This is a genomic window from Pseudomonas sp. LLC-1 (assembly GCF_002992185.1).
Lineage (GTDB): Bacteria > Pseudomonadota > Gammaproteobacteria > Pseudomonadales > Pseudomonadaceae > Aquipseudomonas > Aquipseudomonas monteilii.
In genome coordinates, this window is the sequence record NZ_LUVY01000008.1 from 298,367 (window position 1) to 323,619 (window position 25,253).

Sequence of the window (25,253 nt, forward strand, 5' to 3'; positions counted from 1 at the left end):
ACAAGCTTCGAGAAACAGCAGCCTTCATGCGGCCTGCTTGTGCTTGAGGCTTGTAGCTTAAAGCTTGAAGCTCTTACCAACAGGCATGCCAATGTCCAGCAAAGAACACCACCCCAGCGACCTGATCCGCGCCCGCGACCTTGAGGGCGTGGACGTGTGGGCGCTGCCCAGCTTCGACCCGGAACCGGAGCCCGAACCGGAGCCTGAACCTGAACCCGAGGTCATCGAGGAAGTCGAGGAAGTGCCGCTGGAAGAAGTCCAGCCGCTGACCCTGGAAGAACTCGAAGCGATCCGGCAAGAGGCCTACAACGAGGGCTTTGCCACCGGTGAGCGCGAAGGTTTTCACAGCACCCAGCTCAAGGTCCGACAGGAGGCCGAAGAGGCTCTGAAGGCCAAGCTGGAAAGCCTTGACCGGCTGATGGCCAACCTGATGGAGCCGATCGCCGAGCAGGACACGCAGATCGAGAAAACACTGGTGCATCTGGTGGCCCACATGACTCGCCAGGTGATCGGCCGCGAGCTGCGCAGCGACTCCAGCCAGATCACCCAAGTGCTGCGCGAAGCGCTCAAGCTGCTGCCCATGGGTGCAGACAATATCCGCATCCACCTCAACCCGCAGGATTTCGAGCTGGCCAAGGCCCTGCGCGAACGCCATGAGGAAAGCTGGCGGCTGTTGGAAGACAGTGCACTGCTGCCAGGTGGTTGCCGGATCGAGACGCTTCACAGCCGTATCGATGCAACCATGGAAACGCGCATCGAAAAAGCCGTGGCACAACTGTTCGACCAATTGCACGACCACGCACTGCACCCGGCAGCGCCGGATATGGCGGTAGATCTGGCCAGCCCGGTGGATACCCCTGATGCGCCTTGAACGCACCAGCTTCGGCAAGCGCCTGGGCAGTTATGCTGAGGCCATCGAGCTGCCGGCCCAGCCCGTCGTCGAAGGCCGCCTGCTGCGCATGGTCGGGCTCACCCTGGAGGCCGAAGGCCTGCGCGCCGCAGTGGGCAGCCGTTGCCTGGTGATCAACGACGACAGTTACCACCCGGTGCAGGTCGAGGCCGAAGTCATGGGCTTTGCCGGGCCCAAGGTGTTCCTTATGCCGGTGGGCAGCATCGTCGGTATTGCGCCGGGCGCGCGGGTGGTGCCGCTGGATGACAGTGGCCGCCTGCCCATGGGCATGAGCATGCTCGGTCGGGTGCTGGATGGCGCCGGCCGCGCGCTGGATGGCAAGGGTGGGATGAAGGCCGAGGACTGGGTGCCGATGGACGGCCCGGTGATCAACCCGCTCAACCGCGACCCCATCAGCAAGCCGCTGGACGTGGGTATTCGCAGCATCAATGGTTTGCTTACCGTTGGCCGTGGTCAGCGGCTGGGCCTGTTTGCCGGTACCGGTGTGGGTAAATCGGTGCTGCTGGGCATGATGACCCGCTTCACCGAAGCCGAAATCATCGTGGTCGGGCTGATCGGTGAGCGGGGCCGCGAAGTGAAGGAGTTCATCGAGCATATCCTCGGCGAAGAGGGCCTCAAGCGCTCGGTGGTGGTGGCGTCGCCGGCTGACGATGCGCCGCTGATGCGTCTGCGCGCGGCCATGTACTGCACGCGCATCGCCGAATACTTCCGCGACAATGGCAAGAATGTGCTGCTGCTGATGGACTCCTTGACCCGTTTCGCCCAGGCCCAGCGGGAAATCGCCCTGGCCATCGGCGAGCCGCCGGCCACTCGCGGTTACCCGCCATCGGTGTTCGCCAAGCTGCCCAAGCTGGTGGAGCGGGCGGGCAATGGCGAGCCGGGCGGTGGATCGATCACGGCGTTCTATACCGTGCTGTCAGAGGGCGACGACCAGCAGGACCCTATCGCCGACTCGGCGCGGGGCGTGCTCGACGGTCACTTTGTGTTGTCGCGTCGGTTGGCCGAGGAAGGCCATTACCCGGCCATCGACATCGAAGCGTCGATCAGCCGGGTCATGCCCCAGGTGGTCGATGCCGACCACTTGCGCCAGGCGCAGAAGTTCAAGCAGCTGTGGTCGCGCCTGTCGCAAAGCCGCGACCTGATTAGCGTGGGTGCCTACGTGGCCGGCGGCGATCCTGAAACCGACCTGGCCATTGCCTTGCAATCGAAGCTGGTGGAATTCTTGCGCCAAGGGCTGAGCGAAAACGTGGGCATGGCACAGAGCCGCGAACAGCTGGGGGCGATTTTCACGCCCCCGGCAGGCTGATAGGCCATGGCGCTGCCCGGACGCGCCGCGCGCTTGGCGCCGGTGGTGGACATGGCCGAAGAGGCCGAGCGCAAGGCTGCTCAGCGCGTTGGGCACTTCCAGCAGCAGGTGACCACGGCCCAGGCCAAGTTGGCCGAACTGGAGCGTTTTCGCGAAGACTACCAGCTGCAGTGGATCAACCGTGGCGGGCAGGGCGTGAATGGCAGCTGGCTGGTCAACTACCAGCGTTTTCTGGGGCAGCTGGAAACGGCCATGACCCAGCAGCGCCAGAGCCTGGTGTGGCACCAGAACAACCTCAACAACGCCCGTGGTACCTGGCAGCAGGCCTATGCCCGGGTGGAGGGATTGCGCAAGCTGGTGCAGCGTTACATGGACGAAGCCCGGCGAGCCGAGGACAAGCGTGAGCAGCGGTTGCTGGATGAGCTGTCCCAGCGCTTGCCCCGCCAAAACCATCTTTAGCCTGTACCGGCCCTATCGCCGGCAAGCCAGCTCCCACAGGTACTGCACAGGATTCAGGCCCTGTGCAGTACCTGTGGGATCTGGCTTGCCGGCGATAGGGCCGGTACAGGTATGACCTTGCCACCCATGCCATCGCCTGCTAAACCTTAATGGAGTTGCATCCGCCATCATCGAAGGAATCGCTAGCATGGCAGTCGAGACTGACTTTTCGCAGGACGGGAAAAAGCTGACGATCAAGATCAAGGGGCGCTTCGATTTCGGCAAACATCAGGAATTTCGAGACGCCTACGAACGTCAGCCCGATCGCCCCGATTCGGTGATCGTCGACCTGAAAGACACCACCTACCTCGACAGTTCCGCGCTCGGCATGCTGCTGTTGCTGCGCGACCACGCGGGTGGCGATGAGTCGGACGTGCGGGTGGTGCATGCCAGCTCCGACGTGCGCAAGATACTCGCCATCTCCAATTTCGAAAAACTCTTCGATATCAGTTGAGCGCCGACATGCCGGCCGAACAGCCGTTGACCGTGCTGGTCGCCGAGGACGGTGCCGCCGACCGCCTGCTGCTGGCGCAGATCGTCCGTCGCCAGGGCCACCAGGTATTCACCGCGGAAAACGGCGAGCAGGCAGTGGCCCTGTTTCAGGAGCGGTGCCCACAGCTGGTGTTGCTGGACGCGCTGATGCCGGTAATGGACGGCTTCGAGGCAGCGCGACAGATCAAGGCCCTGGCCGGCGAGGCACTGGTGCCGATCATTTTCCTGACGTCGTTGAACGAAGAGGAAGGCTTGGTGCGCTGCCTGGAAGCGGGTGGCGATGACTTCATGGCCAAGCCCTACAGCGCGGTGATCCTCGCTGCCAAGATCCGCGCCATGGACCGGTTGCGTCGGTTGCAAGCCACTGTGCTGGAGCAACGTGACCAGATCACCCGGCACCATCACCACCTGCTCAACGAGCAGCGAGTGGCCAAGGCCGTTTTCGACAAGGTGGCCCACTCCGGTTGCCTTTCTGCGCCCAACATCCGCTACCTGCAGTCGCCGTATGCGCTGTTCAACGGTGACCTGATGCTGGCTGCGTTCACTCCGTCCGGTGACATGCGCGTGCTGCTGGGCGACTTTACCGGTCATGGCCTGCCAGCGGCGGTTGGCGCCATGCCGCTGGCCGAGGTGTTTTACGGCATGACCGCCAAGGGTTACGGCATGGCGCCGATCCTGCGCGAGATGAACGCCAAGCTCAAACGCATCCTGCCGGTGGACATGTTCTGTTGCGCGATACTGCTCAACCTCAGTGTGCAGCGCGGTTCGGTGGAAGTGTGGAATGGCGGTATGCCCGATGGCTATCGGCTGTCGGTGGATGGCCAGGTGCTGTCAGCGCTGAGCTCGCGGCATCTACCGCTCGGTATTCTGGCGGCCGAGCGTTTTGATGACAGCGCCGAGGTGCTTCCGTTGGCGCCGGGTGAGCGCCTGTTGCTGCTGTCGGACGGCGTGCTCGACACGGCTGATGATCAGGAGCGTCTGTTCGGTGTGCAGCGCCTGCTGGCGGTGCTGGCCGACAACCGCGACCCGGTGCGGTTGTTCGACGAAGTGATGCAGGCCCTGGAGCGCTTTGGCGGGCACCCGCGCGACGACATCAGTTTGTGTGATATTCGCATGTTCGGCGCCGAGGAGCGGGTGCCGGCGCCGATGATCTACGCTGATAGCGGTCGTTTCAGCCCGCAGGACTGGTCGCTGGGCTTCGAAGTGCGCGGCGAGAGCCTGAAGTGCTTTAACCCGATCCCTTACCTGGTGCAGTTGTTGCAGGAGATTCATGGGCTTCGTGCGCGTACCGGCAGTCTGCACAGCGTCCTCAGCGAGTTGTATTCCAATGCCCTGGAGCATGGTGTGCTAGGGCTGGACTCGCGGCTCAAGCGCGATGTGCAGGGTTTTGCCGACTATTATCAGGAGCGTGCCCGGCGCCTGGGCGTGCTGACAGACGGCTTTGTACGCATCGATTTCAAGGTTGAACCGCTTGCCGATGGCGGGCGTCTGAGTATCGAGGTTCGCGACAGCGGTGCGGGTTTCGATGTGCAGCGGGTGCTGTCGCGGCCTTCGCTGGACCAGGGGCTGAGCGGGCGTGGCCTGAACCTGGTGCGGCGGTTGGCCAGCGATGCGCGCTGGAGTGAAGGCGGGCGTTGCGCGCATGTGGCGTTCGTATGGTGAGCCACTGGCTGGCTCGGGCATAATCTGGCTTGATCAAGGAGTGAACAAGTGACTGACATGCATATTGACCACAAGGTGCTCAGTGACCTGCGTGAGGTCATGGAGGATGGCTACCTGCAGTTGGTGCAGACGTTTCTCGACGATTCCGAGCGGCGGCTGGGCCAGTTGCACGCGGCCAAAAGCGCCGAAGAGCTGGGTGCGGCCGCCCACAGCTTCAAGGGTAGCAGCAGCAACATGGGGGCTGTTGCCCTGGCCGGCCTGTGCCAGCAGCTGGAGGAGCGCGCACGGCGGCCTCCGCTGTACGGTATTGAAGACTTGATCAGTCGCATCGACCAGGAGTTCGTCGAGGTGCAGCGCTTCTACCGTGGTGAGCAGCAACGTATTTCAGCAGGCTGATACACAACTTGGCGCGAGTCTTGCCTGTCTCTGAGCGGATTATTTTTTTGTTTCTGGCGCGGAGACCGCTCGATGCCTGTCGCACCCAACCCTTTGTTGCAAGCCAACGCCATTGCCAGTGCCTCGCGCTCTGCCACCGCACAGGCGGACAAACCGCTGCAGGCGCTGGGCGACAAGGGCGACGGCTTTGGCCAGGTGATGGCACGGCAGGGGCGTGACAAGGCAGCCTGGCAGGATGACAAGGTCGCCCAGGCCAAGCCCAAGGACAAACCTGAGGCGCCAGCGCACGGCAAGAAAGACCCGGCTGACAAAACGGCTGTTGCCGATGACGGCAACAAATTGCCAGCAGACGATGCGTCCCAGGCCGATACCGGGGTGCGTGATGCCAACCTGGTGGCCGGCCAGGTCACCGACGCCCAGCCCGGTGCGCAACTGATCCAGGCCCAGGCCGAGGCGATGGCGCCGGTGCTGCAGGCCGCCACGGCGCAGGTTGGCGCGCTGCCCGAGGAGCCTTCCGCCGAAGAGGCTTTCGACCCGGATGCAGACCCTCTGGCCAACCTGCCGACCTTGCGCCTGGCGCTGGAGCAGAGTGCGCAAGCCAAGGGGGCTACGTCGGCCCATGCCCTTGACCCTTCCCAGGCGCAGGGCGAGGAGGGCCAGGCCGCCGTCAATACCTTGGCGAATCTGATCGAGAGTGCCGAGGGTGAGGCGGGAGAATCTGGCGACAAGGCCTTTGGTGCCTTGCTTGAGGATGGCCTGAAGGACACCAAGAGCGCCAGCAGCGACACCCGTGTCGATGATTTCGCCAACCGCCTGGCCAGCCTGACCCAGGCTGCCACGGCCAAGACCGCCAGCGCCGTGCCGGCCAACGCCAGCCCGTTGCACCAGCCGTTGCCGATGAACCAGGGGGCGTGGGCGGAAGGCTTGGTCAACCGGGTCATGTACCTGTCCAGCCAGAACCTGAAATCTGCAGACATCCAGCTGGAACCCGCAGAGCTGGGCCGCCTGGACATTCGCGTCAATGTTGCGGCGGACCAGTCGACCCAGGTCACCTTCATCAGTGGCCACGCCGGTGTGCGTGACGCCCTCGACAGTCAGGTGCACCGCCTGCGCGAGCTGTTTGCCCAGCAGGGGCTGGCCCAGCCGGACGTCAACGTGGCCGACCAGTCGCGCGGGCAGCAACAGCAGCAGGGGCAGGCGCAGGGCAGCAACCTGTCCGGCGTGGCCGCGCGGCGGGCGGAGCAGGGTGGGGGTGAGGTTGTAGACAGCGCCAGGCCTGTGGAGCAACAGGTCGTTATTGGTGACAGTGCGGTCGATTACTACGCGTAGATCTCGATTGGCCGCACTGGCTTCTTCGCGGGCGTGCCTGCGAAGAAGCCAACACTGCAAATCCTGCTGAAACCCATCCTGTGCAAATTCTGGCATAACACTTGCTCAAGCCAAGCCATCCTCCCTTGAACCCCCGATGGACGACGGATTATTGGCATGGCGAAGAGCGAAGCAGTCAAAGACCCCGCCACTAAAGGCAAACTCAAGCTGATCCTGCTGGCTGTCGTCGGCCTGTTGCTGGCGATCGGCCTTTCGGTGGGCGCTACCTGGTTCATCATGCACAAGAGCGAGCCGGCCCCGGCCGCCGAGCCTGCGGCCAGCAACGTCAAGCCTGCGGCCATCTACGAGGCGCTGACCCCGGCCTTCGTGGTCAATTTCAACCAGAACGGCCGCCAGCGCTACATGCAGTTGAGCATCACCCTGCAGGCGCGCAACCAGGCCGACCTGGATGCGCTGAAGGTGCACATGCCGGTGATTCGCAACAACCTGGTGATGATGTTCTCCGGGCAAGGCTTCGACACCCTGGCCAGCAGCCCGGTCGGGCAGGAGATGCTGCGTCAGAAGGCCACTGCGGTGGTGCAGGAAGTGGCCCAGAAGGAAGTCGGCAAGCCGGTCATCGACCAGTTGCTGTTCACCAATTTCGTATTGCAGTAGGAGTCCGCAATGGCCGTACAGGACCTGCTGTCCCAGGATGAAATCGATGCCCTGTTGCACGGCGTCGACGACGGGCTGGTGCAGACCGAGAGTGCATCCGAGCCTGGCAGTATCAAAAGCTACGACCTGACCAGTCAGGACCGTATCGTACGGGGTCGCATGCCGACCCTTGAAATGATCAACGAGCGCTTCGCCCGTTACACCCGTATCAGCATGTTCAACCTGCTGCGCCGTTCTGCCGACGTGGCCGTGGGCGGTGTGCAGGTGATGAAGTTCGGCGAATACGTGCACTCGCTGTACGTGCCCACCAGCCTCAACCTGGTCAAGATCAAGCCGCTGCGTGGCACCTCGCTGTTCATCCTCGACGCCAAGCTGGTGTTCAAGCTGGTGGACAATTTCTTCGGCGGCGATGGCCGCCACGCCAAGATCGAAGGCCGTGAATTCACGCCTACCGAGCTGCGCGTGGTGCGCATGGTGCTGGACCAGTGCTTTGTTGACCTCAAGGAAGCCTGGCAGGCGATCATGCCGGTCACCTTCGAGTACATGAACTCCGAGGTCAACCCGGCCATGGCCAACATTGTCGGCCCCAGCGAGGCGGTGGTGGTGTCCACCTTCCACATCGAGCTGGACGGCGGCGGCGGCGACCTGCACGTAACCATGCCGTACTCGATGATCGAGCCCGTGCGCGAAATGCTCGACGCCGGTTTCCAGTCCGACCTGGACGACCAGGACGAGCGCTGGGTCAAGGCCCTGCGCGAAGACGTGCTGGACGTGGCTGTGCCCATGACCGCCACGGTCGCCCGGCGCCAGTTGAAATTGCGCGACATCCTGCACATGCAGCCTGGCGACGTGATCCCGGTGGAGCTGCCCGAGCACCTGGTGTTGCGCGCCAATGGTGTGCCGGCGTTCAAGGCGCGGCTGGGTTCGCACAAGGGCAACCTGGCCCTGCAGATCATCGACCCGATCGAACGCCGCTGACGGCGTGCCGGTCGCTCATAACGAATTGAATGCCTGTCGAGGAAACCATGGCTAACGAAAACGAGATCACCTCCCCAGAGGACCAGGCGCTGGCCGATGAGTGGGCCGCGGCCCTGGAAGAAACCGGCGCGGCCGGCCAGGCCGATATCGATGCACTGCTGGGCGGTGACACCGGCAGCGCCAGCGGCCCGGGCCGCCTGCCGATGGAAGAGTTTGCCAGCTCGCCGAAGCCGAACGAAAACGTCAGCCTCGAAGGCCCGAATCTGGACGTGATCCTGGACATCCCGGTGAACATTTCCATGGAAGTGGGCAGCACCGAGATCAACATCCGTAACCTGTTGCAGCTGAACCAGGGTTCGGTAATCGAGCTCGACCGCCTGGCCGGCGAGCCACTCGACGTGCTGGTCAACGGCACGCTGATCGCCCATGGCGAAGTGGTGGTGGTCAACGAGAAGTTCGGCATCCGCCTGACCGACGTGATCAGCCCCAGCGAACGTATCAAGAAGCTGCGCTGAGTGAAGGGCACGATGCGCGCCCTTGCGGCGTTGGCGGTGCTGCTGGCCAGTAGCGTGTGCCTGGCCGCGGCCACGCCGGCCGCTACCCCGGCGACACCGCCTGGCAGCCTCGGCGGGCAGCTGGCGCAGATGGTCTTCGGCCTGCTGCTGGTCGTGGGCCTGATCTTCTTTCTGGCCTGGATGCTGCGGCGCCTGCAGAGCACGGCGGTGAAGGGCGGGCAGGTGATCGAGATTGTCGGCAGCCGGGCCATTGGCCCGCGTGACCGCCTGTTGCTGGTGCAGGTGGGCAAGGAGCAGATCCTGATCGGCCATACCCCGGGCAGCATCGAGGCCCTGCATGTCATGGCCGAACCCGTGGATGTGCCGGACGGCGCTCGTCAGGCGACGCCGGAGTTTGCTCAGCGGCTGATGGAGCTGATGGGCAAAAACCCTAAGGACAACAAGTGATGAGCGGCGCGCTGCGTACGTTGTTGACTCTGGCGCTGCTGCTGGCTGCGCCGCTGGCCCTGGCTGCCGACCCGCTGTCGATCCCGGCCATTACCCTGTCCAATACCCCGGACGGGCAGCAGGAGTATTCGGTCAGCCTGCAAATCCTGCTGATCATGACTGCGCTGAGCTTCATCCCGGCGTTCGTCATCCTGATGACCAGCTTTACCCGCATCATCATTGTGTTCTCGATCCTGCGTCAGGCCCTGGGCCTGCAGCAGACGCCCTCGAACCAGTTGCTCAACGGCATGGCGCTGTTCCTGACCATGTTCATCATGGCGCCGGTGTTCGACCGCGTGAACCAGGATGCCCTGCAGCCGTACCTGAAGGAGCAGATGACTGCCCAGCAGGCCATCGAAAAAGCCCAGGGGCCGCTCAAGGACTTCATGCTGGCGCAAACCCGGCAAAGCGACCTCGACCTGTTCATGCGCCTGTCCAAGCGTACCGACATTGCCGGCCCCGATCAGGTGCCGCTGACCATCCTGGTGCCGGCGTTCGTCACCTCCGAGTTGAAGACCGCGTTCCAGATCGGCTTCATGATCTTCATCCCGTTCCTGATCATCGACATGGTGGTGGCCAGTGTGCTGATGGCCATGGGTATGATGATGCTGTCGCCGCTGATCATCTCGCTGCCGTTCAAGATCATGCTGTTCGTGCTGGTGGATGGCTGGGCGCTGATCATGGGCACCCTGGCCAGCAGTTTCGGCGGCGTCTGACGCCGTCAAGGAGAGCCGCCGATGACACCTGAAGTTGCTGTCGACCTGTTCCGTGATGCCCTGTGGCTGACCACCCTGCTGGTCGCCGTGCTGGTGGTGCCGAGCCTGTTGGTGGGCCTGATGGTGGCGATGTTCCAGGCCGCCACGCAGATCAACGAGCAGACCCTGAGCTTTCTGCCGCGCCTGCTGGTAATGCTGATCACGCTGATCATTGCCGGGCCGTGGCTGGTGCAGAAGTTCATGGAGTACATCACCAGCCTTTACACCAGCATCCCGCAGCTGATTGGTTGACGTGGCGATGCTGGAACTGACCGATACGCAGATCGGCACCTGGGTCGCCACCTTCATTCTGCCGTTGTTCAGGGTAACTGCGGTGCTGATGACCATGCCGATTTTCGGCACCCGCATGTTGCCGGCGCGGGTGCGCCTGTATGTGGCGGTGGCGATTACCGTGGTGATCGTGCCGGCATTGCCACCGCTGCCCGAATTCGACCCGCTGAGCCTGCGCGGTATGCTGCTGTGCGTCGAGCAGATCATCGTTGGCGCGCTGTTTGGGCTGGCCTTGCAGTTGCTGTTCCAGGCCTTCGTGATCGCTGGTCAGATCGTCGCGGTGCAGATGGGCATGGCTTTCGCCTCGATGGTCGATCCTGCCAACGGCGTAAACGTCACGGTAATCAGCCAGTTCATGACCATGCTGGTGAGTGTGCTGTTCCTGTTGATGAACGGGCACCTGGTGGTGTTCGAGGTGCTGACCGAGAGTTTTACCACCTTGCCGGTGGGGAGTGCGCTGGTGGTCAATCACTTCTGGGAGCTGGCCGGGCGCATGGGCTGGGTGTTCGGTGCCGGTCTGTTGTTGATCCTGCCAGTGATCGCTGCGCTGCTGGTGGTGAACATCGCCTTTGGCGTGATGACCCGTGCGGCGCCGCAGTTGAATATCTTCTCGATCGGCTTTCCGTTGACCTTGGTCATGGGCATGGCCATTTTCTGGGTCGGCCTGGCCGATATCCTCTCCCACTATCAGGCATTGGCCAGCGAAGCGCTGCAATGGCTGCGTGAATTGGCGAGGGCGCGCTGAGCATGGCGGAAAGCGAGAGCGGTCAGGACAAGACAGAAGAACCCACCGAAAAGCGCAAGCGCACAGCCCGCGAGAAGGGCGAGATCGCGCGCTCCAAAGAGTTGAATACCGTGGCGGTGACCTTGGCCGGTGCGGGTGGCTTGCTGGCGTTTGGTGGGCATCTGGCCGAGACCCTGCTGGCCATGATGCGCATGAACTTCAGCCTGACCCGCGACATCATCGTCGACGAGCGCGCCATGGGTGCCTTTCTTCTGGCTTCGGGCAAGATGGCCATCTGGGCGGTACAGCCGATACTGATCCTGTTGTTCGTGATCGCGTTTGTCGCACCCATTGCCCTGGGTGGTTTCCTGTTTTCCGGCAGCCTGTTGCAGCCGAAATTCAGCCGCATGAACCCGTTGTCGGGGATCAAGCGCATGTTCTCGGTGAATGCCCTGACCGAGCTGTTGAAGGCGCTCGCAAAGTTTTTCGTGATTCTGGTGGTGGCGGTAGTGGTGTTGGTCAACGACCGCCAGGCGTTGCTCTCCATTGCCAACGAGCCTTTGGAGCAAGCGATCATTCACAGTGTTCAGGTGGTCGGCTGGAGTGCGCTGTGGATGGCGGCCGGGTTGTTGCTGATTGCGGCGGCGGATGTGCCGTTCCAGTTGTGGCAGGCGCACAACAAGCTGAAGATGACCAAGCAGGAAGTGCGCGACGAATACAAGGACACCGAAGGCAAGCCCGAGGTCAAACAGCGTATTCGCCAGTTGCAGCGCGAGGCTTCGCAGCGGCGCATGATGGCGGCAGTGCCGGATGCGGACGTGATCATCACCAACCCGACGCACTACGCGGTGGCCTTGCAATACGACCCGGAGAAGGGCGGGGTGGCGCCACTGTTGCTGGCCAAGGGTACCGATTTCATTGCCTTGAAAATCCGCGAGATTGGCGTGGAGCACAAGGTCCAGATCCTCGAATCGCCAGCGCTGGCGCGGGCGATTTATTACTCCACCGAAATCGAGCAGGAAATCCCCGCAGGCCTTTACCTGGCGGTGGCGCAGGTGCTGGCCTATGTGTTCCAGATCCGCCAGTACCGTGCGGGCAAGGGCAAGCGGCCAGAGCCGCTGAAAGACGACCTGCCGATCCCGCCGGACCTGCGGCGCGACAGTTGACCGGCTGATCTGAGTGCGCCACTGATATTTCTGCCAGTTGCTGCTGATGGGAAGGGAGGGTGAACATAGTTGCTTGTTCAATAGGGAGGTTTCTCCATGACCGAGCGTCGAAGCGAGCCTGCGGCTTTGTTAGCGGTTGTTCAGTCGAATTCTCTTCACCGCGCCGATCATTCTGGTGGGCGGCAAACTTTCGCATTTACGCCGTACGGTTTCGAATGGGGTGTGCCTGTTGCGCATTTGTCGTTGGCACTCAATGGTCAGTTACCAGATGCGCTAACGGGGTTGTACTTATTGGGTGCGGGCCACCGGGCTTATAGTCCGGTTCTGATGAGGTTTATTAGCGTGGATCAGGCTAGCCCGTTTGGTGCAGGAGGCATCAATGCTTTCGCTTATTGTGAAGGCGATCCTGTTAACTACAATGACAACTCCGGGCGTACCCGAGGCGGGAACCCACCTCCACTTCCACGTGCGCAGTGGATGAGTCGCCGTTTCGTGGAGGGCGGGCTTCAAAACAGCGGTAGGCCAGAGGCCAGGCCTTATCGGCTCGACCAGCGCCGTCATTCGTTTAATGGATTTGATCGACCGGCATCGAAATCGATCGTCGGCTATCATGCAGCGAAAACCGAGTATGCGCAGGCGCTGACTGGAACATTATCCGGTCGGAAGGACGTGCTGAAGACGCCGCTTGGCCAACATAAGAGATTCGGCGTCGATCCGTATTACTTCAAGGCTGATAACGAGTTTGGAGCAGCCCATTACGGTGGTGAATTATCCGTTGCTGAATTTTATGCAGGCAAGCGGAGTGTTCAGAGCCAGGCTTCTACCACCATATTTACCGTCTTTGTGGACAATGCTGAAGGTTTGCTGCCTGGCTTGGACTATCATGCGGGGCTGCTGAAACATCCAGCGAAACCGCCCTATCCTGAAACGCCTTACTTTTTTCAGTTCGGATTGTTGCCAAGGGTGATATCGCGCGTCTCGCTTCAAGTGAAAAGTGCGCGTGATACTGCCGTTCAGCCGCTGCGGTCTGCCGAAGTGTGAGGCTGTCAGGGTAGCCGTGCGGTGTTAAAGGTGGTCTGCCAATTCCGCCAGGCCTGCGACGCGAAACCTGGCCTTGCGCTGGGGCGTCTGGCCCTTTCGCGTCTAAACCCGCTCTCGCAGAACAAAACTCATTGCTTTAACAGGGTCTCTGCAGGAGCGGGTTTACCCGCGAAGAGGCCGGCACAGGCAACATAAATTCCCCGCCGAGCAAAGTTGGAAAGCTTCTTGCAAAGCCACGCCCAGGCGCCCCCTGTGCGTCAAAGTTTTGCATCAAGAGGACTCCCGGTGGATCGCACTCAGTTAATCAGCAACGCCCGTAACAACCTGGCCGGGCTCGGCCGGGGCAACCTGGGTGTGCCGCTGTTGCTGCTGGTGATGTTGGCAATGATGATGTTGCCGATTCCGCCGTTCCTGCTCGACGTGTTCTTCACCTTCAACATCGCATTGTCGATCGTCGTGCTGCTGGTGTGCGTGTACGCCCTGCGCCCGCTCGACTTCGCCGCATTCCCGACCATCCTGCTGGTGGCCACGCTGTTGCGTCTGGCCCTGAACGTGGCCTCCACGCGTGTGGTCATGTTGCACGGCCAGGAGGGTCATGGCGCCGCCGGTAAAGTGATTCAGGCCTTCGGTGAGGTGGTGATCGGCGGCAACTACGTGGTCGGTGCCGTGGTGTTCGCCATCCTCATGATCATCAACTTCGTGGTGGTGACCAAGGGTGCCGGGCGTATCTCGGAGGTGAGTGCGCGTTTCACCCTCGACGCCATGCCCGGCAAGCAGATGGCCATCGATGCCGACCTCAACGCCGGCCTGATCGACCAGGCCCAGGCCAAGCACCGCCGTGCCGAGGTGGCGCAAGAGGCCGAGTTCTACGGTTCGATGGACGGTGCCAGCAAATTCGTCCGTGGCGACGCCATCGCCGGCCTGTTGATCCTGTTCATCAACCTGATCGGCGGCATGCTCATCGGCATGCTGCAACACGGCATGAGCTTCGGCGACGCCGGCAAGGTGTACGCCCTGTTGACCATCGGTGACGGTTTGGTGGCGCAATTGCCATCACTGCTGCTGTCCACCGCCGCCGCGATCATGGTCACCCGTGCCTCGGGCTCCGAGGACATGGGCAAGCTGATCAACCGGCAGATGTTCGATTCGCCCAAGGCGCTGGCCGTGTCGGGCGCGCTGATGATCGTCATGGGCCTGGTGCCGGGCATGCCGCATGTGGCATTCCTCAGTCTCGGCTTGCTGGCCGGTGGTGGCGCCTACCTGGTGTGGAAGAAACAACAGAAGACCAAGCTGCAGGCGCAGCAGGAAGCGCAGCGCCAGCAGGACCTGCTGCCCTCGCCACAGCGTGCGCTGGAGACCAAGGAGCTGGGCTGGGACGACGTCACGCCGATCGACATGATCGGCCTGGAAGTCGGCTACCGGCTGATTCCGCTGGTCGACCGCAACCAGGGCGGCCAGTTGCTGGCACGGATCAAGGGGGTACGCAAGAAGCTGTCGCAGGACCTGGGCTTCCTCATGCCGACCGTGCACATTCGTGACAACCTCGACCTGCAACCCAGCGCCTATCGCCTGACCCTGATGGGGGTGATCCTGGCCGAGGCGGAGATCTACCCGGACCGCGAGCTGGCGATCAACCCGGGGCAGGTCTTCGGCACCCTCAACGGTATTGCTGCGCGCGACCCGGCGTTTGGCCTTGAAGCGGTGTGGATCGACGTTGGCCAGCGCTCGCAAGCGCAGTCGCTGGGGTATACCGTGGTTGACGCCAGCACGGTGGTGGCCACCCACCTCAATCAGATCCTGCAGAAGCACTGCCACGAGCTGATCGGCCACGAAGAGGTCCAGCAATTGCTGCAGGTGCTGGGCAAGGCATCGCCTAAACTGGCAGAAGAGCTGGTGCCGGGTGTCATTTCCTTGTCGGGCCTGCTCAAGGTGCTGCAAGCGCTGTTGTCGGAACAGGTGCCAGTGCGCGATATTCGCAGTATTGCCGAAGCCATCGCGAACAACGCTGGCAAGAGTCAAGATACCGCCGCGCTGGTAGCGGCAGTGCGCGTCGGATTGTGTCGCGCCATCGTGCAAAGCATTGTCGGCGTTGAGTCGGAGCTACCAGTGATTACCCTGGAGCCAAGGTTGGAACAGATTTTGCTCAATAGTCTGCAAAGGGCCGGGCAGGGTCAGGAAGAGGGTGTTCTTCTGGAGCCTAGCATGGCCGAGAAGCTGCAACGTTCGCTGATCGAAGCGGCCCAGCGCCAGGAAATGCAGGGCCAGCCGGCCATTCTTCTGGTCGCCGGCCCGATCCGCGCCATGCTGTCGCGTTTCGGTCGCCTGGCTGTACCGAATTTGCATGTTCTGGCGTATCAGGAAATACCGGACAACAAGCAAGTCACCATCGTTGCCACCGTGGGCCCTAACGGCTGAGGTAGTGGATAATGCAAGTTAAGCGATTTTTCGCCGCCGATATGCGTCAGGCCATGAAACTGGTCCGTGATGAGCTGGGCGCCGATGCCGCGATCATTGGCAACCGCCGTATTGCCGGTGGTGTCGAACTGACGGCCGCGCTGGACTACAAGCTGTCCGCCCTGGCCCCACGCGTGCCCAACGCCGAGCTGGAAGAAGAGCTGCGCAAGACGCACACGCGCATCGCCACGGCCCAGGCCGAGCTGGACCACCGCCAGGACAGCAGTGACAACAACCGCCAATTGTTCGCCGGGCAGTCGCTGACCGCCGCCGAGCCATTGATCGAGCCGCACGTCGATGCCCCTGAGGCCGCTGCTGCCCCGGCCGCTGCGCCAGTAGACCCGCGCCTGTTCGATGCCATGCGCTCCGAGCTGTCGGGCCTGCGCGAGTTGCTGGAAGTGCAGCTCGGCTCGCTGGCCTGGACCCAGTTGCAGGGCAGCAAGCCGCAGCAGGCCAACCTGTGGCGGCGCCTGCAGCGCATCGGCCTGTCCGGCCCGATTGCCCGCGAGCTGCTGGACCTCACCACCGAGATCGAAGAGCCACGCCAGGCCTGGCGCATGCTGCTGGCGCACCTGGCGCGCATGATCGAAATTCCGGAAATCGAGCCGATCGAAGAGGGCGGGGTGATCGCCATGGTCGGCCCGGCCGGCATGGGCAAAACCACGACCCTGGCCAAACTGGCCGCCCGCTACGTGCTCAAGTACGGCGCGCAGAACCTGGCGCTGGTGAGCATGGACAGCTTCCGCATCGGCGCCCAGGAGCAGCTCAAGACCTTGGGCCGCATCCTCAACGTGCCGGTGACCTACGTCGACCCGGGGCAGTCGCTGGCAGCCGCACTGGAACCGTTGCTGCGCAAGCGCGTGGTGCTGATCGATACCGCCGGCCTGCAGGCCAGCGACCCGGCGCTGCGCATGCAGCTGGAAACCCTGGCCGGGCGTGGCATTGCTGCGAAGAACTACCTGGTGCTGGCCACCACCAGCCAGAAGCAGGTGCTGACCGCCGCCTACCACAGTTACAAGCGCTGTGGCCTGGCCGGCTGCATCCTGACCAAACTTGATGAAACGGCAAGCCTCGGTGATGTGCTGAGCCTTGCCATCAGTCATGAACTGCCTGTGGCCTACCTCACCGATGGCCCGCGCATTCCTGACGACCTGCACCTGCCGCGTGGCCACCAGCTGGTCTCCCGCGCAGTCAATGTGCAGCAGCAGGACGAGCCCAGCGAAGAGGCCATGGCCGACATGTTCGCTGATCTCTACCACAACCCACGGCGAGCGGGTTGACCATGAAGCGTGTGCAAAGTAGCTATGCCAAGGGGTACGCAGAATTGCCCCGCGTGTGGCCTGAGTCCCAGCGAGACAAGGTAAAGAACAGACATGGGTAGCATGCATCCCGTACAGGTGATCGCCGTGACCGGTGGCAAAGGTGGCGTCGGCAAGACTAACGTTTCAGTGAACTTGTCCCTGGCGCTGGCCGAGCTTGGCCGCAGGGTCATGCTGCTTGACGCCGACTTGGGCCTGGCCAACGTCGACGTGTTGCTGGGCCTTACCCCCAAACGTACCTTGGCCGATGTCATCGAAGGGCGCTGCGAGCTGCGTGACGTGATGCTGCAAGGCCCTGGCGGTGTGCGTATCGTGCCGGCGGCCTCGGGCACCCAGAGCATGGTGCACCTGGCCCCGGCCCAGCATGCGGGCCTGATCCAGGCGTTCAGCGAAATCGGCGACAACCTCGACGTGCTGGTAATCGACACGGCTGCGGGTATCGGTGACTCGGTGGTCAGCTTCGTTCGCGCTGCCCAGGAAGTGCTGCTGGTGGTGTGCGACGAACCCACCTCGATCACCGACGCCTATGCCCTGATCAAACTGCTGAACCGCGATTACGGCATGAATCGTTTCCGCGTGCTGGCCAACATGGCGCAGAGCCCGCAGGAAGGGCGCAACCTGTTCGCTAAGTTGACCAAGGTCACCGACCGCTTCCTTGACGTTGCCCTGCAGTACGTAGGCGCCGTGCCGTACGACGAGTGCGTACGCAAGGCGGTGCAAAAGCAGCGTGCCGTCTACGAAGCCTTCCCTCGCTCCAAGTGCGCGCTGGCCTTCAAGGCGATTGCCCAGAAGGTCGACAGCTGGCCGTTGCCGGCCAACCCGCGCGGCCATCTGGAGTTCTTCGTCGAGCGCCTGGTGCAGCCCACCAGCGCGGGACCTGTGCTATGAACGCCAGCGGCTTCAAGATGTACAGCCGGGCGGCCAAAGACGCCCAGTACGAGCTGATCGAGCGTTATGCGCCGCTGGTCAAACGCATTGCCTACCACTTGCTGGCGCGGTTGCCAGCCAATGTGCAGGTCGAGGATCTGATCCAGGCCGGCATGATCGGCCTGCTGGAAGTGGCCAGCAAGTATGACGCCAGCAAGGGCGCCAGCTTTGAAACCTACGCCGGCATCCGCATTCGCGGGGCCATGCTGGATGAGGTTCGCAAAGGCGACTGGGCACCGCGTTCGGTGCACCGCAATACCCGTATGGTCAGTGACGCGATGCGTGCCGTGGAGGCCAGAACGGGCCGGGACGCTAAAGATCATGAAGTTGCTGCCGAACTCCAGTTGAGTCTCGATGATTACTACGGGATCTTGAACGACACCCTGGGCAGCCGACTGTTCAGCTTTGACGACCTGTTGCAGGACGGCGAGCACGAAGGGCTTCACGAGGATGGTGCCAGTGGCCACGTCGAACCTGCGCGTGGCCTGGAGGACGAGCGCTTCCAGGCTGCCCTGACCGAAGCCATTGCCAACCTGCCGGAGCGTGAGCGCCTGGTGCTGGCGCTGTACTACGACGAAGAGCTGAACCTCAAGGAAATCGGTGAGGTGCTGGGTGTCAGCGAATCGCGGGTCAGCCAGTTGCACAGCCAGTGTGCCGCGCGTCTGCGCAGCCGCCTGGGGGAATGGCGGGCACGTTGAGCCCGCTGCCGTTGCAGTCGTTTTCCACATGCGTTTTCCATGTTGCACCGATTTGATTGAATGCGTGCTCGCAGCCGAGCGCGTTTGAGACTGCTTGGAGGTCTACTTGAACAAAGACATGAAAATCCTCATCGTTGACGACTTTTCGACGATGCGGCGGATCATCAAGAACCTGTTGCGTGACCTGGGCTTCACCAACACTGACGAAGCCGATGACGGCACCACGGCGCTGCCGATGCTGGAAAACGGCCACTATGACTTCCTGGTGACCGACTGGAACATGCCGGGCATGTCCGGCATCGACCTGCTGCGTAAAGTGCGTGCCAGCGACAAGCTGAAAAGCATGCCGGTACTGATGGTGACCGCTGAAGCCAAGCGCGACCAGATCATCGAAGCGGCCCAGGCCGGCGTCAATGGTTACGTGGTCAAGCCGTTCACCGCCCAGGTGCTCAAAGAAAAGATCGAGAAGATCTTCGAACGCGTCAACGGCTGAGTCACGTCAGGGGGCGCGCCATGGATTCATCACAAACCTCTTTGGGCGAGTTCGAATCGACCCTGAAGAAACACGCCCAGGAGTTGGTCGAAAGCCTGGAGCGCGGCCGCTTCGGCGAGGCGGTGCAGCTGATTCACGAGCTGAACCAGACCCGCGACCGTGGCCTGTACCAGGAAGTCGGCAAATTGACCCGCGAGCTGCACAGCGCCATCGTCAGTTTCCAGATCGACCCGACCATGCCGCAAGCCGAGGAGGTGTCGCAGATAACCGACGCCACCGAGCGCCTGTCGTACGTGGTCAAGCTGACCGAGGGCGCGGCCAACCGCACCATGGACCTGGTCGAGGAAAGCACCCCGGTGCTGAACGACCTGGCCAGCGAGGCCAAGGCCCTGAGCACCGACTGGCAGCGCTTCATGCGCCGCGAAGTGGCTGCGCCGGAATTCCGTGACCTGGTCAAGCGCGTCGACAGTTTCCTGACGCACAGCGCCGAAGGTAACCGCAAGGTCGCCGGCCACCTCAATGACATTCTGCTGGCTCAGGACTATCAGGACCTGACCGGTCAGGTGATCAAACGCGTCACCACATTGGTGACCGAAGTCGAAAGCAACTTGCTCAAGCTGGTGCTGATGGCCAGCCAGGTCGACCGGTTTGCCGGCATAAAACATGACCACGATCAACTGCGCGCAGAAAAAGATGCAGAAAAACATCCGACTCGGGGTGAAGGTCCGCAGATTCATGCCGATAAGCGTGAAGACGTCGTGTCCGGTCAGGACGATGTCGATGATCTGCTGTCCAGCCTGGGTTTTTAAGGAGCACGTTTGATGAGCTTCGGCGCCGATGAAGAAATCCTCCAGGATTTCCTGGTAGAAGCCGGCGAAATTCTTGAGCAACTGTCCGAGCAACTGGTCGAGCTGGAAAGCCGGCCCGACGATGCCGACCTGCTCAATGCGATCTTTCGCGGTTTCCACACTGTTAAAGGGGGCGCCGGCTTCCTTCAGCTGAACGAGCTGGTGGAGTGCTGCCATATTGCCGAGAACGTGTTCGACGTCCTGCGCAAGGGTGAGCGCCGGGTCGATGCGGAACTGATGGACGTGGTGCTTGAGGCACTGGATACGGTCAACAGCATGTTTGGCCAGGTGCGCGAGCGCGCCGAAGTGACCCCGGCCACCCCCGAGCTGCTGGCGGCGTTGTCACGCCTGGCCGAGCCCGGTGGCGCCGAAGTGGTTGCGCCGTCTGCTGCTGTGCCTGAGCCGGTTGCCGAGGCGCCCGCCGCAGCCCCGGTCGAAGACCAGGACATCACCGACAGCGAGTTTGAACAGTTGCTCGACTCGCTCGATGCGGTCAAGGCGCAAGCGGCGGCCGACGAGCAGATGCAGGGCGAGACCGTCAGCGGCGAGGGTGACGAAATCACCGATGCCGAGTTCGAGTCGTTGCTTGACCAGTTGCACGGCAAAGGCCAGTTCAGCACCGAGGTGGCAGCCGCGCCGGTAGCCGCATCTGCCGAACCGGTCAGCGATGAAATCACCGACGCCGAGTTCGAATCGCTGCTCGACCAGTTGCATGGCAAGGGCACCTTCCAGGCGGATGCCTTGCCAGCCGCCAAGGCGCCGGCGCCCGCCGTGGAGGGCAACCCCGCAGCGACCAGCGACGAAATCAGCGAGCATGAGTTCGAGGCGTTGCTGGACCAGCTGCATGGCAAGGGCAAGTTCGGCGGTGACATTGCCGCAGTCGAAGCGCCTGCTGCAGCCAAGGTGCAAGCACCCGTCGCAGCCAAGGCCGACAGCCAGCCGGTTGCCAAGCCTGCCCCTGCAGCGCCGGCCAGCAAGCCAGCGGCGGCACCCCGTGCGCCGGCCCCGGCCGCCGACAAGCATGCTGTCAGCGAAGCGGAAACCACCGTGCGTGTGGACACTGCGCGCCTGGACGAGATCATGAACATGGTGGGCGAACTGGTGCTGGTGCGTAACCGCCTGGTGCGCCTGGGCCTGAACAGCGGCGACGAGGCCATGTCCAAGGCCGTGTCCAACCTCGATGTGGTCACTGCCGACCTGCAGACAGCGGTGATGAAAACCCGCATGCAGCCGATCAAGAAAGTGTTCGGCCGTTTCCCTCGGCTGGTGCGCGACCTGGCCCGCCAGCTGAAAAAAGAGATCAACCTGGAGCTGGTCGGCGAAGAGACCGACCTGGACAAGAACCTGGTCGAAGCACTGGCCGACCCGCTGGTGCACCTGGTGCGCAACGCTGTCGACCATGGTGTCGAGATGCCTGATGAGCGTGAAGCGTCTGGCAAGGCGCGTACAGGCCGTGTGGTGCTGTCTGCCGAGCAGGAAGGTGACCACATCCTGCTGTCGATTTCTGACGACGGCAAGGGCATGGACCCGAACATCCTGCGTGCCAAGGCCGTGGAAAAGGGCCTGATGGACAAGGACGCCGCCGAGCGCTTGAGCGAGTCGGACTGCTACAACCTGATCTTCGCGCCAGGGTTCTCGACCAAGACCGAGATTTCCGACGTGTCCGGGCGTGGCGTGGGCATGGACGTGGTGAAGACCAAGATCTCCCAGCTCAACGGTTCGATCAACATCTACTCGGCCAAGGGCCAGGGCTCGAAGATCGTCATCAAGGTACCGCTGACCCTGGCGATCATGCCCACCCTGATGGTGATGCTGGGTAACCAGGCGTTCGCCTTCCCGCTGGTCAACGTCAACGAGATCTTCCACCTCGACCTGTCGCGCACCAATGTGGTCGACGGCCAGGAAGTGGTGATCGTGCGCGACAAGGCGCTGCCGCTGTTCTACCTCAAGCGCTGGCTGGTCCAGGGCCAGGTGCACGAAGAGCAGCACGAGGGCCATGTGGTGATCCTGTCGGTCGGCACCCAGCGCATCGGCTTTGTCGTCGATCAACTGGTAGGCCAGGAAGAAGTGGTCATCAAGCCGCTGGGCAAGATGCTGCAGGGCACCCCGGGCATGTCCGGGGCCACCATCACCGGTGACGGGCGCATTGCGTTGATTCTCGACGTCCCGAGCATGCTCAAGCGTTACGCCGCGCGGCGTATTTGATTTCGGTGGCGCACCCTGGCGGGTTGCGCCGCCTAATGGAGTGTTTATGGCAGTCAAGGTCCTGGTGGTGGATGATTCCGGTTTCTTCCGCCGCCGCGTCTCGGAAATCCTCTCGGCGGATCCGACGATCCAGGTAGTGGGTACCGCGACCAACGGCAAGGAAGCAATCGACCAGGCGCTGGCGCTCAAGCCCGATGTCATCACCATGGACTACGAAATGCCCATGATGGATGGCATCACCGCAGTGCGGCACATCATGCAGCGCTGCCCGACGCCCGTGTTGATGTTCTCCTCGCTGACCCACGAAGGTGCCCGTGTCACCCTCGATGCCCTGGATGCGGGGGCGGTGGATTACCTGCCGAAAAACTTCGAAGACATCTCGCGCAACCCCGAAAAGGTCAAGCAGATGCTGTGCGAGAAGGTGCACACCATTTCGCGCAGCAACCGTCGCCTTGGCAGCTATGCCCGCACCGCGCCGGTCGCTGCGCCTGCGCCAGCCAGCAGCCCTGTGCCGACAAGCAGCTTTGCCAGCCCGACGCCAGCCCGCGCTGCGGCGCCTGCCCGAGCGGCGGCCCCGGCCCCTGGCCCGGCGGCATCGCACTCGCCTGCCCCCAAGCGCAAGCCATACAAACTGGTAGCCATCGGCACCTCCACAGGCGGCCCGGTGGCTTTGCAGCGGGTGCTGACCCAGTTGCCGGCCAATTTCCCGGCGCCGATCGTGCTGATCCAGCACATGCCGGCGGCGTTCACCAAGGCCTTTGCCGAACGCCTCGACAAACTGTGCCGCATCAGCGTCAAGGAGGCCGAGGACGGCGACATGCTGCGCCCGGGCCTGGCCCTGCTGGCCCCGGGTGGCAAGCAGATGATGATCGATGGCCGTGGCACGGTGAAGATCCTGCCTGGTGACGAGCGCCTGAACTACAAGCCGTGCGTGGACATCACCTTCGGTTCGGCGGCCAAGTCGTATGGCGACAAAGTGCTGTCGGTGGTGCTCACCGGCATGGGCGCCGATGGCCGCGAGGGTGCGCGCCTGCTCAAGCAGGGTGGCAGCACGGTGTGGGCCCAGGATGAGGCCAGCTGCGTGATCTATGGCATGCCCATGGCCATCGTCAAGGCCAACCTGGCCGACGCGGTGTACAGCCTGGACGAAATCGGCAAACACCTGGTGGAGGCCTGCGTCTGATGGACGTCCTCAGCCTGATCGGCCTGATCCTCGCCTTTGTCGCCATCGTCGGTGGCAACTTCCTCGAAGGCGGCCATGTCGGTGCCCTGATCAATGGCCCGGCGGGGCTGATTGTGCTGGGCGGTACCCTGGCGGCCGCCTTGTTGCAGTCGCCGCTGTCGTCGTTCAAGCGTGCCTTGCAGATTTTGCGCTGGATCCTGTTCCCGCCACGGGTCGACCTGGCGGGCGGCATCGACCGCGTGGTGAACTGGAGCCTGACCGCACGCAAGGAAGGCTTGCTGGGCCTGGAAGGGGTGGCCGACAGCGAGCCCGACCCGTATGCGCGTAAGGGCCTGCAACTGCTGGTGGACGGCGCCGAGCCGGAAGCCATCCGCAGCATCCTTGAAGTCGACTTTTTGACCCAGGAAAGCCGTGACATCCAGGCCGCCAAGGTGTTCGAAAGCATGGGCGGCTATGCGCCGACCATCGGCATCATCGGTGCGGTAATGGGCCTGATCCACGTCATGGGCAACCTGGCCGACCCGTCGCAGTTGGGCAACGGTATTGCCGTGGCCTTCGTTGCAACCATCTACGGTGTGGCCAGTGCCAACCTGATCCTGCTGCCGGTCGCCAACAAGCTCAAGGCCATTGTCATGCGCCAGTCACGCTACCGCGAAATGCTGCTCGAAGGCCTGCTGTCGATTGCCGAGGGTGAGAACCCGCGCTCGATCGAGCTGAAGCTGCAAGGCTTCATGGAGTAACCCATGCGTCGCCGTCGTCATACCGAGGAACACGAAAACCACGAACGCTGGCTGGTGTCGTACGCCGACTTCATCACCTTGCTGTTCGCCTTTTTCGTGGTGATGTACTCGATTTCCTCGATCAACGAGGGCAAGTACAAGGTCATTTCCCAGGCCTTGCTGGGGGTGTTCAACGACCCTGAGCGCAGCATGAAGCCGATCCCCATCGGCGATGAGCAGCCGTTGAGCGTGCGCCCGGCAGAGCCGCTGGTGAAGGACAGCGAGCAGACCGAGGCGGGCCTGGCGGCAACCAACGTCGACCCGCTGAAAACCATCAGCGATGATGTGCGGGATGCCTTTGGCGACCTGATCAACAGCAACCAGATGACCGTGCGCGGCAACGAGTTGTGGATCGAGATCGAGCTGAACTCGTCGCTGCTGTTCGGCAGCGGCGATGCCATGCCCAGTGACAAGGCGTTCGCCATCATCGAAAAGGTGGCCAACATTCTCAAGCCGTTCGCCAACCCGGTGCACGTCGAGGGCTTTACCGACAACCTGCCAATCCGCACCGCGCAGTACCCGACCAACTGGGAGCTGTCGTCGGCACGGGCGGCGAGCATCGTGCGGCTGCTGGCCATGGAAGGGGTCAACCCGGCGCGCATGGCTTCGGTGGGCTATGGCGAGTACCAGCCGGTGGCCAGCAACGACACCGCCGACGGCCGCGCGCGCAACCGCCGTGTGGTGCTGGTGATATCGCGCAACCTTGAAGTGCGCCGTAGCCTGACCGGCTCGGGCAGTGCCAATGCCACCCCGGATGCTGCATTACGGCGCGCTGGCACACAAAGTGCACCTGCAACGCCAGCAACGGTGGCGGGGCAGTAACTCGTCAATTCTCCGTCACTGAATTTCACACCGTTCCCGGCAGGGCAGGCGGCCATACCGGGAGGAAGCAACGCACGATGAGAGTCTGGGCAGTAGCCAATCAAAAAGGTGGCGTCGGCAAGACCACCACGACCATCGCCCTGGCCGGCCTGCTGGCAGAGGCCGGCAAGCGCGTGGTCGTCGTTGACCTCGACCCGCACGGTTCGATGACCAGCTACTTCGGGCACAACCCCGATGCCCTGGAGCACAGCTGCTACGACCTGTTCCTGCACAAGGGCGCGGTACCCGAGGGCTTGCCTGGGCAATTGCTGCTGCCCACCAG

The 25,253-nt window shown here is 62.7% G+C and carries 27 protein-coding genes; all 27 read left to right on the top strand.

Features of this window, described 5'->3' with window-relative positions; genetic code table 11:
* The first annotated feature begins 91 nt into the window (after positions 1-91).
* A complete protein-coding gene (gene fliH / locus A0O30_RS07865) occupies positions 92-871 on the top strand; it encodes a flagellar assembly protein FliH (protein WP_105946093.1) in 780 nt (259 codons plus the stop codon).
* On the top strand, positions 861-2,216 hold the full coding sequence (gene fliI, locus A0O30_RS07870; protein WP_105946094.1) for a flagellar protein export ATPase FliI: 1,356 nt from the start codon (positions 861-863) through the stop codon (positions 2,214-2,216). Before fliH ends, fliI begins: the two co-directional genes overlap by 11 nt.
* Positions 2,217-2,222: 6 nt before the next feature.
* Positions 2,223-2,675 carry a flagellar export protein FliJ gene (fliJ, locus tag A0O30_RS07875; protein WP_105946095.1) on the top strand — a complete coding sequence of 151 codons (453 nt, stop codon included), beginning with the start codon at positions 2,223-2,225 and terminating at the stop codon, positions 2,673-2,675.
* A gap of 187 nt (positions 2,676-2,862) precedes the next feature.
* Positions 2,863-3,168, top strand: a complete 306-nt coding sequence (locus tag A0O30_RS07880) for an STAS domain-containing protein (protein WP_016711787.1) — start codon at positions 2,863-2,865, stop codon at positions 3,166-3,168.
* A gap of 8 nt (positions 3,169-3,176) precedes the next feature.
* Positions 3,177-4,868, top strand: a complete 1,692-nt coding sequence (locus tag A0O30_RS07885) for a fused response regulator/phosphatase (protein WP_105946096.1) — start codon at positions 3,177-3,179, stop codon at positions 4,866-4,868.
* A gap of 48 nt (positions 4,869-4,916) precedes the next feature.
* The gene (locus tag A0O30_RS07890; protein ID WP_016711785.1) at positions 4,917-5,264 is read left to right on the top strand and encodes an Hpt domain-containing protein; all 348 of its coding nucleotides are present in this window, start codon (positions 4,917-4,919) and stop codon (positions 5,262-5,264) included.
* Positions 5,265-5,336: 72 nt separating this feature from the next.
* Positions 5,337-6,593, top strand: a complete 1,257-nt coding sequence (locus A0O30_RS07895) for a flagellar hook-length control protein FliK (RefSeq protein WP_105946097.1) — start codon at positions 5,337-5,339, stop codon at positions 6,591-6,593.
* A gap of 156 nt (positions 6,594-6,749) precedes the next feature.
* Positions 6,750-7,247: a flagellar basal body-associated protein FliL gene (fliL, locus tag A0O30_RS07900; RefSeq protein WP_105946098.1), complete on the top strand. Its 498-nt coding sequence runs from the start codon at positions 6,750-6,752 to the stop codon at positions 7,245-7,247.
* A gap of 9 nt (positions 7,248-7,256) precedes the next feature.
* Positions 7,257-8,225, top strand: coding sequence for a flagellar motor switch protein FliM (gene fliM / locus A0O30_RS07905; protein WP_012273501.1), 969 nt, complete (start codon positions 7,257-7,259; stop codon positions 8,223-8,225).
* Between the two features lie 47 nt (positions 8,226-8,272).
* Positions 8,273-8,740, top strand: coding sequence for a flagellar motor switch protein FliN (gene fliN / locus A0O30_RS07910; protein ID WP_105946115.1), 468 nt, complete (start codon positions 8,273-8,275; stop codon positions 8,738-8,740).
* Between the two features lie 12 nt (positions 8,741-8,752).
* Positions 8,753-9,187, top strand: a complete 435-nt coding sequence (fliO, locus tag A0O30_RS07915) for a flagellar biosynthetic protein FliO (RefSeq protein WP_105946116.1) — start codon at positions 8,753-8,755, stop codon at positions 9,185-9,187.
* Complete coding sequence (gene fliP / locus A0O30_RS07920; RefSeq protein WP_105946099.1) at positions 9,187-9,942, top strand: flagellar type III secretion system pore protein FliP; 756 nt, start codon at positions 9,187-9,189, stop codon at positions 9,940-9,942. The genes fliO and fliP overlap by 1 nt, the downstream gene beginning before the upstream one ends.
* A 21-nt stretch (positions 9,943-9,963) precedes the next feature.
* A complete protein-coding gene (gene fliQ / locus A0O30_RS07925; RefSeq protein ID WP_016711779.1) occupies positions 9,964-10,233 on the top strand; it encodes a flagellar biosynthesis protein FliQ in 270 nt (89 codons plus the stop codon).
* A gap of 7 nt (positions 10,234-10,240) precedes the next feature.
* Entirely contained in the window at positions 10,241-11,017 is a 777-nt protein-coding gene (fliR, locus tag A0O30_RS07930; protein WP_060499595.1) for a flagellar biosynthetic protein FliR, read from the top strand.
* A gap of 2 nt (positions 11,018-11,019) precedes the next feature.
* A complete protein-coding gene (gene flhB / locus A0O30_RS07935) occupies positions 11,020-12,162 on the top strand; it encodes a flagellar biosynthesis protein FlhB (protein WP_105946100.1) in 1,143 nt (380 codons plus the stop codon).
* A gap of 96 nt (positions 12,163-12,258) precedes the next feature.
* Positions 12,259-13,203 carry an RHS repeat-associated core domain-containing protein gene (locus A0O30_RS07940; protein WP_105946101.1) on the top strand — a complete coding sequence of 315 codons (945 nt, stop codon included), beginning with the start codon at positions 12,259-12,261 and terminating at the stop codon, positions 13,201-13,203.
* A 285-nt stretch (positions 13,204-13,488) separates the two neighbouring features.
* The gene (gene flhA, locus A0O30_RS07945; RefSeq protein ID WP_105946102.1) at positions 13,489-15,618 is read left to right on the top strand and encodes a flagellar biosynthesis protein FlhA; all 2,130 of its coding nucleotides are present in this window, start codon (positions 13,489-13,491) and stop codon (positions 15,616-15,618) included.
* Between the two features lie 11 nt (positions 15,619-15,629).
* Positions 15,630-16,937 carry a flagellar biosynthesis protein FlhF gene (gene flhF / locus A0O30_RS07950; protein ID WP_105946103.1) on the top strand — a complete coding sequence of 436 codons (1,308 nt, stop codon included), beginning with the start codon at positions 15,630-15,632 and terminating at the stop codon, positions 16,935-16,937.
* Positions 16,938-17,030: 93 nt separating this feature from the next.
* Entirely contained in the window at positions 17,031-17,864 is an 834-nt protein-coding gene (fleN, locus tag A0O30_RS07955) for a flagellar synthesis regulator FleN (RefSeq protein WP_003254408.1), read from the top strand.
* Positions 17,861-18,601 carry an RNA polymerase sigma factor FliA gene (fliA, locus tag A0O30_RS07960; protein WP_105946104.1) on the top strand — a complete coding sequence of 247 codons (741 nt, stop codon included), beginning with the start codon at positions 17,861-17,863 and terminating at the stop codon, positions 18,599-18,601. The genes fleN and fliA overlap by 4 nt, the downstream gene beginning before the upstream one ends.
* Positions 18,602-18,719: 118 nt before the next feature.
* Positions 18,720-19,094, top strand: coding sequence for a chemotaxis response regulator CheY (locus A0O30_RS07965; protein ID WP_010955070.1), 375 nt, complete (start codon positions 18,720-18,722; stop codon positions 19,092-19,094).
* Between the two features lie 20 nt (positions 19,095-19,114).
* Positions 19,115-19,903 (top strand): protein phosphatase CheZ, encoded by a 789-nt coding sequence (locus A0O30_RS07970; RefSeq protein ID WP_016711773.1) that lies wholly within the window; start codon positions 19,115-19,117, stop codon positions 19,901-19,903.
* Between the two features lie 12 nt (positions 19,904-19,915).
* Entirely contained in the window at positions 19,916-22,147 is a 2,232-nt protein-coding gene (locus A0O30_RS07975) for a chemotaxis protein CheA (RefSeq protein ID WP_105946105.1), read from the top strand.
* Between the two features lie 46 nt (positions 22,148-22,193).
* Positions 22,194-23,330 (top strand): chemotaxis response regulator protein-glutamate methylesterase, encoded by a 1,137-nt coding sequence (locus A0O30_RS07980; RefSeq protein ID WP_105946106.1) that lies wholly within the window; start codon positions 22,194-22,196, stop codon positions 23,328-23,330.
* On the top strand, positions 23,330-24,070 hold the full coding sequence (locus A0O30_RS07985; protein WP_016711770.1) for a flagellar motor protein: 741 nt from the start codon (positions 23,330-23,332) through the stop codon (positions 24,068-24,070). The genes A0O30_RS07980 and A0O30_RS07985 overlap by 1 nt, the downstream gene beginning before the upstream one ends.
* A 3-nt stretch (positions 24,071-24,073) precedes the next feature.
* Positions 24,074-24,931 carry a flagellar motor protein MotD gene (gene motD, locus A0O30_RS07990; RefSeq protein WP_025753826.1) on the top strand — a complete coding sequence of 286 codons (858 nt, stop codon included), beginning with the start codon at positions 24,074-24,076 and terminating at the stop codon, positions 24,929-24,931.
* A gap of 77 nt (positions 24,932-25,008) precedes the next feature.
* On the top strand, positions 25,009-25,253 hold a 245-nt coding region (locus tag A0O30_RS07995), incomplete at its 3' end, for a ParA family protein (protein WP_146256306.1).

What these genes read in the sequence shown, in the direction of transcription:
- fliH (WP_105946093.1), top strand. Translation starts at nt 92, where the DNA reads ATGTCCAGCAAAGAACACCACCCCAGCGACCTGATCCGCGCCCGCGAC.
- fliI (WP_105946094.1), top strand. Translation starts at nt 861, where the DNA reads ATGCGCCTTGAACGCACCAGCTTCGGCAAGCGCCTGGGCAGTTATGCT.
- fliJ (WP_105946095.1), top strand. Translation starts at nt 2,223, where the DNA reads ATGGCGCTGCCCGGACGCGCCGCGCGCTTGGCGCCGGTGGTGGACATG.
- A0O30_RS07880 (WP_016711787.1), top strand. Translation starts at nt 2,863, where the DNA reads ATGGCAGTCGAGACTGACTTTTCGCAGGACGGGAAAAAGCTGACGATC.
- A0O30_RS07885 (WP_105946096.1), top strand. Translation starts at nt 3,177, where the DNA reads ATGCCGGCCGAACAGCCGTTGACCGTGCTGGTCGCCGAGGACGGTGCC.
- A0O30_RS07895 (WP_105946097.1), top strand. Translation starts at nt 5,337, where the DNA reads ATGCCTGTCGCACCCAACCCTTTGTTGCAAGCCAACGCCATTGCCAGT.
- fliL (WP_105946098.1), top strand. Translation starts at nt 6,750, where the DNA reads ATGGCGAAGAGCGAAGCAGTCAAAGACCCCGCCACTAAAGGCAAACTC.
- fliM (WP_012273501.1), top strand. Translation starts at nt 7,257, where the DNA reads ATGGCCGTACAGGACCTGCTGTCCCAGGATGAAATCGATGCCCTGTTG.
- fliN (WP_105946115.1), top strand. Translation starts at nt 8,273, where the DNA reads ATGGCTAACGAAAACGAGATCACCTCCCCAGAGGACCAGGCGCTGGCC.
- fliO (WP_105946116.1), top strand. Translation starts at nt 8,753, where the DNA reads ATGCGCGCCCTTGCGGCGTTGGCGGTGCTGCTGGCCAGTAGCGTGTGC.
- fliP (WP_105946099.1), top strand. Translation starts at nt 9,187, where the DNA reads ATGAGCGGCGCGCTGCGTACGTTGTTGACTCTGGCGCTGCTGCTGGCT.
- fliQ (WP_016711779.1), top strand. Translation starts at nt 9,964, where the DNA reads ATGACACCTGAAGTTGCTGTCGACCTGTTCCGTGATGCCCTGTGGCTG.
- fliR (WP_060499595.1), top strand. Translation starts at nt 10,241, where the DNA reads ATGCTGGAACTGACCGATACGCAGATCGGCACCTGGGTCGCCACCTTC.
- flhB (WP_105946100.1), top strand. Translation starts at nt 11,020, where the DNA reads ATGGCGGAAAGCGAGAGCGGTCAGGACAAGACAGAAGAACCCACCGAA.
- A0O30_RS07940 (WP_105946101.1), top strand. Translation starts at nt 12,259, where the DNA reads ATGACCGAGCGTCGAAGCGAGCCTGCGGCTTTGTTAGCGGTTGTTCAG.
- flhF (WP_105946103.1), top strand. Translation starts at nt 15,630, where the DNA reads ATGCAAGTTAAGCGATTTTTCGCCGCCGATATGCGTCAGGCCATGAAA.
- fleN (WP_003254408.1), top strand. Translation starts at nt 17,031, where the DNA reads ATGGGTAGCATGCATCCCGTACAGGTGATCGCCGTGACCGGTGGCAAA.
- fliA (WP_105946104.1), top strand. Translation starts at nt 17,861, where the DNA reads ATGAACGCCAGCGGCTTCAAGATGTACAGCCGGGCGGCCAAAGACGCC.
- A0O30_RS07965 (WP_010955070.1), top strand. Translation starts at nt 18,720, where the DNA reads ATGAAAATCCTCATCGTTGACGACTTTTCGACGATGCGGCGGATCATC.
- A0O30_RS07970 (WP_016711773.1), top strand. Translation starts at nt 19,115, where the DNA reads ATGGATTCATCACAAACCTCTTTGGGCGAGTTCGAATCGACCCTGAAG.
- A0O30_RS07975 (WP_105946105.1), top strand. Translation starts at nt 19,916, where the DNA reads ATGAGCTTCGGCGCCGATGAAGAAATCCTCCAGGATTTCCTGGTAGAA.
- A0O30_RS07980 (WP_105946106.1), top strand. Translation starts at nt 22,194, where the DNA reads ATGGCAGTCAAGGTCCTGGTGGTGGATGATTCCGGTTTCTTCCGCCGC.
- A0O30_RS07985 (WP_016711770.1), top strand. Translation starts at nt 23,330, where the DNA reads ATGGACGTCCTCAGCCTGATCGGCCTGATCCTCGCCTTTGTCGCCATC.
- motD (WP_025753826.1), top strand. Translation starts at nt 24,074, where the DNA reads ATGCGTCGCCGTCGTCATACCGAGGAACACGAAAACCACGAACGCTGG.